The sequence below is a fragment of the Photobacterium iliopiscarium genome, assembly GCF_003026395.1.
Classification (GTDB): domain Bacteria; phylum Pseudomonadota; class Gammaproteobacteria; order Enterobacterales; family Vibrionaceae; genus Photobacterium; species Photobacterium iliopiscarium.
Map to the genome: position 1 here is coordinate 72701 of NZ_PYOO01000015.1, position 6363 is coordinate 79063.

General features: G+C 41.6%; 5 protein-coding genes and 1 tRNA gene. 4 read left to right on the forward strand and 2 right to left on the reverse strand.

Annotated features, from left to right (window positions below; genetic code table 11):
- The 4 genes from fdxH (at position 1) to selB (ending at position 4440) form a co-directional block, all read left to right on the forward strand.
- Positions 1–876, forward strand: coding sequence for a formate dehydrogenase subunit beta (fdxH, locus tag C9J51_RS16825; protein ID WP_045040914.1), 876 nt, complete (start codon positions 1–3; stop codon positions 874–876).
- A complete protein-coding gene (locus C9J51_RS16830) occupies positions 873–1508 on the forward strand; it encodes a formate dehydrogenase subunit gamma (RefSeq protein ID WP_045040913.1) in 636 nt (211 codons plus the stop codon). The genes fdxH and C9J51_RS16830 overlap by 4 nt, the downstream gene beginning before the upstream one ends.
- 101 nt (positions 1509–1609) lie before the next feature.
- Positions 1610–2500, forward strand: coding sequence for a formate dehydrogenase accessory protein FdhE (fdhE, locus tag C9J51_RS16835; protein WP_045040912.1), 891 nt, complete (start codon positions 1610–1612; stop codon positions 2498–2500).
- Positions 2501–2517: 17 nt separating this feature from the next.
- The gene (selB, locus tag C9J51_RS16840) at positions 2518–4440 is read left to right on the forward strand and encodes a selenocysteine-specific translation elongation factor (RefSeq protein ID WP_045040911.1); all 1923 of its coding nucleotides are present in this window, start codon (positions 2518–2520) and stop codon (positions 4438–4440) included.
- A gap of 16 nt (positions 4441–4456) precedes the next feature.
- Here selB and C9J51_RS19540 read toward each other — a convergent pair.
- Together C9J51_RS19540 and C9J51_RS16845 are read right to left on the reverse strand one after the other, a co-directional pair.
- A tRNA-Sec gene (locus C9J51_RS19540) sits at positions 4457–4551 on the reverse strand.
- 107 nt (positions 4552–4658) lie between these two features.
- Positions 4659–5639, reverse strand: coding sequence for a sugar-binding transcriptional regulator (locus tag C9J51_RS16845; RefSeq protein WP_045037172.1), 981 nt, complete (start codon positions 5637–5639; stop codon positions 4659–4661).
- Positions 5640–6363: the final 724 nt, after the last annotated feature.

Here is a 6363-nt window from a genome sequence, read left to right on the forward strand (position 1 = left end):
ATGGGTATGGAATCACAGAATATCATTCGTAGTTCTGCTACGTCGTCGCTTACTCCATCACCGGATGCGCGTGAACGTCAAATGCAAGTGACTAAGTTAATCGATGTGACTTGTTGTACTGGCTGTAAAGGCTGTATGGATGCGTGTAGCGAGTGGAATAATTTACGCGGTAAAGTCGGCACTTTTGAAGGCTCTTACCAAAATCCGCCGAATACTACTGCTGAAACGTGGACCACTATCCACTTCAAAGAAATTGAAGAAGATAATAAGTTCAAGTGGCTCTTTAGCAAACATAGTTGCATGCACTGTTCTGATCCTGGCTGTTTAAAAGCGTGCCCAGAACCTGGCGCTATCGTGCAATATGAAAATGGCGTTGTCGATTTCAACTCGGAAAAATGTGTTGGTTGCGGTTACTGTATCGTAGGCTGCCCATTTGATATTCCGCGTATGAACCCGGTAGATAACCGCGTTTACAAATGTACGTTATGTCTTGATCGCCTTCAGGCAGGTCAAGTGCCATCATGTGCAAAAACCTGTCCAACAGGTGCATTACGTTTTGGTCCTCGTGAAGAAATTCTTGAGTATGCCAATCAACGTGTTGCCGCATTGCAAGCTAAAGGTCATAAAAAAGCAGGTGTCTACAACCCACAAGGTGTTGGCGGTACGCATGTGATTTATGTTCTACACGATATCACTGATCCTGAACGTTATGATCTGCCTAAAGATCCTAAAATCAGCGAAACAGTGAAATTATGGAAAGATGATCTCAAGCCACTTGCTGCTGTTGGTTTAGTCGGTACTTTAGCCCTTGCTGCTATTCACCGTGTAACGGTTGGTCGTAGTCGTGTTTCGGAAGATGAAGGAGATGAGAAATGAGTTTGAATAAAACAATTTTACGTCATAAACCTTTAGATCGTGTTGTGCACTGGACGGTTGCATTAACAGGTATCTGGACTTTATTGTCTGGCTTATCTTTTATGTTTGCCCCATTACACTTCCTTAGCTATGTCTATGGTTCGCCACAACTTGCACGTATTTTGCACCCATTTGGTGCGATTGTAATGACCGTTGGCTTATGCTTCTTAGTCTGTCGTTATTGGAGCCATAACCACTTTGAAAAAGGTGATCTCCAATGGATGCTAAAAGTAAAAGACGTACTCACTGAAAATGAAGAAAACGTACCAGAAGCTGGTCAATATAACGCGGGACAAAAAATGCTTCTGCGTCAATTTATTGCCTGTGGCGTCTTGTTGCTAATAACGGGTCTGATTGCATGGCGCGCTTATTTCTCTGCTTATTTCAGCATTGATATCATACGTATCGCTTTAATTGTGCACTCAATTACCGCCCTTGTATTTGCTTTAAGCTTAATTGTTCATGTTTACATGGCCTATTGGGTAAAAGGCTCAATTGATGGCATGTTAGAAGGTAAAGTTTCTCCCGCTTGGGCTAAGAAACATCACCCACGCTGGTTCCGTTCGTTATCTAACAACAAAGACCAACACTAACAACAAGCTCTTGAATGGATAAACCGCGTTGTTTATCCATTCTTTATTTCTATACCAACCTCGGTTTACTGGGGTTGGTATTCTTATAATTGGATACCTGCATGAGCGTTAAAATTTTAGATAAAGACACTATTATTAAGCAAAAAAGTGATGGTTTTAAACCGTTAATTATTGGTAACCCTGCAACCATTTTTCATGCCCGCGCTGCGCGTTTACGTCAGTTGGCACAAGATTCTTTTATGGCAGATTATCTCTTATTAGCGGGTCAAATCGTACAACAACAACTGCATTTGGTTGAAACGTTTGATAGCGCAGTCCAACAGCAACTACAGGATAAAACCTTAGTCTGGCCGATTGAGATCGACAGTTCTTGGCAAGCAATTTTAGACCCAATGTTAACCCAGTTAACCTCAGCGCTACGCCCAATTGTTAGCGATGATATCGTTAAAGTTATCGATAATCTGAGTCAAATTGATCAACAAACATTGCAGCATTACTTTCATGCTTTACAGCAAAATCAACCAGAGCGCGTACCTGCCGATATTGCGATTATTCTTTGGGGTTGCATCAATACGCTAATGAGCTTAATTGTGACTAATACCCAATTAGAGTGGCAGCCAGAAGCAAATACCAAACAATCACATTGTCCACTTTGTGGCGGTGCACCTGTAGCCAGTTTAATTCAAGGCAGTGGTCATCGTTACTTACATTGCAGCCAATGTGAAACTGAATGGCATCGACTACGCGCTGAATGTACCCAATGTGGTGATGGCGAAAATATTCAATTACAAAGTGAATCACTAGAAGATAGCGTTCGTGCTGAAACCTGCGGCCATTGTCAAAGCTATTTAAAAATGTTGGTACTAGAGAAGAACCCACAATTAGATCCTATTGCTGATGATCTTGCGACCCTGGTACTTGATCAAAAACTAGGTCAAATGGAATTCTATCGCAGCGGCTTCAACCCTTTCTTACTGCCTCTCGCTCAATAACGCTCTAGAGTAACGCTATGATTATTGTTACAGCTGGCCATGTCGATCATGGTAAAACAAAACTATTACACGCCCTTACTGGGATCAATGCCGATCGACTACCAGAAGAGCAACAACGCGGGCTGACTATTGATTTAGGCTATGCGTTTATGCCGTATCACTCAACAAAATCTAACCAACCACAACGGTTAGGTTTTATTGACGTCCCTGGCCATGAAAAATTCCTATCCAATATGCTCGCAGGCGTTGGCACCGCCCATCATGCAATGCTGGTTGTGGCGGGTGATGAAGGCATGATGCCGCAAAGCTATGAACACCTGACTATTTTGCGCTTACTCGCCATGGATAGTCTAACGGTGGTGATCACAAAATCTGACCTCACAACCGTTGAGCAACAACAGCAACTCGAAGCAACATTAAGCCAATTATTGTTTCAATATGGCTTTACTCAAGCGACTATTTTTCATTGTTCTGCGCACACAAATAACGGTATTGATGAACTTAAACAACACCTGATTGATCTTGCTGACAATGAACAACAACATGATAATACGCTAAATTTCAAACTCGCTATCGACCGCGCCTTTCACGTTAAAGGATCCGGTTTAGTCGTAACGGGAACTGCGTTAAACGGTCAAATTAACGTTGGTGATAGCCTGTGCTTAGTTAGCCATAGCAACCTTAAAAAAGGCCATAGCCAACCACAAATAGTACGAATAAAAAGTATTCATGCTCAGGGACAGGCAACGGAATCTGCGACGGCAAACCAACGGGTTGCGCTTAATATTAGTGGTGACATTGATAAAGCAAACTTAAACCGTGGCGATTGGTTATTACAAACAGCACCAACAACCATAATCAAACGGATCACGGTTAAATTAACCGCCAACCATTTGATTAAACACTGGCAAAATATTCAAGTTTTCCATGCAGCAACTCACACCACAGCTCGCATTGCATTATTAGAAGATAAACAATTAGCACAAGGTGAGACTGCCCTTGCTGAAATCACCCTTGATACGCCATTGTGTTTAACGGAACAAGACCGATTATTACTGCGAGATCCCGCCCAGAAAATCAATCTTGGCAGTGCGATGGTGATTGACTTACTACCGCCTAATCGTGGCAAACGAACACCGCTTCGACTTGAGTATCTTAATCAACGTGCAAGTCTCAATTCGCTCAATGATATTATTGCCTTTAAGCTCCAACATGCCCCCCAATCACGCCAACAACTGCTTGAACAGCATCAATGCAAAACTGATGTTATAAATCACCTATTAGCAACAAATACGACGATTAACCAATACGGTGATTATCTTTGTTATGTCAGTTATCAGCAGGATTTACAACAGCACATTATCGCCACACTAGAGCAATATCATCAACAAGCTCAAGATACTCTTGGTATTGGTAAAGATCGGTTATACCGCATGGTGGCACTTAATCAGCCACAGGTTATTTTTAATGCGATTATCGACCAATTACTCAACCAGCAACTGTTAGCAAATACTCGAGGATGGCTACATTTAGCGGCGCATCAATTACAGCTAACACAGCCAGAATTACACTGTTGGCATCAAATAGAGCAATTAATGGCAACCCATTCTCAACCATGGTGGATACGCGATCTTGCAGCAGAAATGGGTGAGAATGAAGAGAATATACGTAAACTCAGCTATAAATTAGCGCAATTAAGTTATATTGCCGCCATAGTGAAAGATCGCTATGTCAGTCATCACTATCTAGTAAACATGGCAACCGCCGTACGCCAACATACCGCTCAACATCAAAAGTTAGAAACCGCAGAATTTCGAGATATCAGTCAATTAGGACGTAAGGTTGCGATTCAGTTATTAGAGTATTTTGATAAGATTGGTTTTACTAAGCGTAAATTTAATTATCGCGAATTAAAAGATCAGGATTTATTACAAGATTAAGGATAAAACAGGGAAGTGGCGGAAGAACATAGGAGTCGAACCTACCCAGGACTGCTGGCAGCCCTACCCGGATTTGAAATCCGGACGCATCACCGGATACGACGTTCTTCCTTTATTTTGAATCTGTATTTTATTGCTTTAAGGCATAATGCGCAACCGCTATCTACATTCAATTATGATAGCGGTTTCTTTTATATATCAAATGATTAAATAAACATCTATTTCATCTGTTGATCAAGATTAAGAATCGTCAATGCATTGCTAACACTGGTTGCAAGTACATCTACAACGCCTGATCGCAACGCACCTAATAAGGCTAATGCTTTACTGTTTTCAGCCGCAGTTACTACCACTGTCGGAATATGACGTAATTCATCCATAGTTAAACCAATCACTCGATCGCTCATCATGGTATCAGCTTGCTTACCTTGGCTATCAAAAAAATCATAGCCAGCAATATCCCCCACAACCCCTTTTCGAATCCGTGCTTCGACTATTTCTTGAGGCGTGAACCAACCTAATTTCACCATATGGCTATTTTCATTCATATCACCAACACCCACTAAAGCGACATCAGCGCGACGGGCACGATCCAACGTTTCTTTAACCGTACCGTTGTTCATGAATGCCTCTTTAACCATAATGTCTTCAACATAAGCCGGTGCATAGAGTGTTTCACTGATACCATCATATTTTTTCGCAAGTTGACGACAAATATGATCGGCATTAATCGCATTACCAGAACGATGCGTACCACCAATCCCGCACACAAAACGACAATTCCGATGTGGCACAACGCCAACATGATTCGCTATTGAAGCAATATTTCGTCCTTGCCCAACCGCCACCACCATATCATCCGATAATGTCGCCGCCAGATAACCAGAAACTAAGCTCGCAACTTGTTGACGTTGAGTTTCATCATCAGGTTGATCTAACGCAATCAGCGCTCGCTTCAACTTAAATCGTTCAATTAACTGTTGTTCAAGCTTTTCACTAAACACCGGATGGTATTTAACCGTAATCTCAACCACACCTTCTTCTCGTGCGCGACGAAGTAAACGGCCAATTTTGGCACGAGACATCCCAAAACGTTGTGATATTTCTTCTTGCGTAGCACCTTCTTGATAATAGGCAATAGCAATTTCAGTCAACTGATCACTATCAGCATAATTATTATCGTGATTCAAACTGCTCATCACTTAGTCCTTTATATAGGGTGCTAAATCAAAAACCCATTCTAACACTGCCGAATAAAAATCGAGAGGTTATTACATCTATCCAATTTTATCTAATCATGTACAACGTTGAAAACCTGAATCTTTCGACTCAGGTTTCTTCAATAATGTAAAAAGGGCGGGACTTGCCATCGCTAACATTACAACCAGAGCATCAACGCGTCCATTTTCTATTAAATAATAGTAGTGACAGGCAGCTAAGCTTCCCAATAAAAAGTTAATCAACTGAACTACCACTCCGTAGTGTCTATTCAGCATCATCTTACTTTTAGAGAGACGAAAAAAAACCTGAATCTTTCGATTCAGGTTTTTTTAATAATGTGAAGTGGACTGGGCTTGCCATACCGAACATCAGCACGACTCCCGACGTGACTGGCCGCTAAGCCTCCTAATCGAAGCTAATTTATGACTTAATCCTCTGCCGTCATTCCCTACAGTGAGGTTACGAACGAGATAGGGAATCTATTATCAGCACGTTGTAGAGTTATTGTTTTCAATGCTATTTTAGCTGATTTTTTATCGGTATCTTTAATGCTCAAACACGTGATGAGTAGATCGCGGATAGCTCAATGGTATGGACTCCCCACCTTACTGACATTGTCAGCTAAAGTTATAGTGTCAACCAAAAAGGAGCCCATACCATGAATAAGCCTAGCACTATTTGTATTGATCTCGCTAAAAACGT

Excerpts from the sequence above, each read along its gene's own strand:
- fdxH (WP_045040914.1), top strand. The coding sequence starts at position 1 with ATGGGTATGGAATCACAGAATATCATTCGTAGTTCTGCTACGTCGTCG.
- C9J51_RS16830 (WP_045040913.1), top strand. The coding sequence starts at position 873 with ATGAGTTTGAATAAAACAATTTTACGTCATAAACCTTTAGATCGTGTT.
- fdhE (WP_045040912.1), top strand. The coding sequence starts at position 1,610 with ATGAGCGTTAAAATTTTAGATAAAGACACTATTATTAAGCAAAAAAGT.
- selB (WP_045040911.1), top strand. The coding sequence starts at position 2,518 with ATGATTATTGTTACAGCTGGCCATGTCGATCATGGTAAAACAAAACTA.
- C9J51_RS16845 (WP_045037172.1), bottom strand. The coding sequence starts at position 5,639 with ATGAGCAGTTTGAATCACGATAATAATTATGCTGATAGTGATCAGTTG.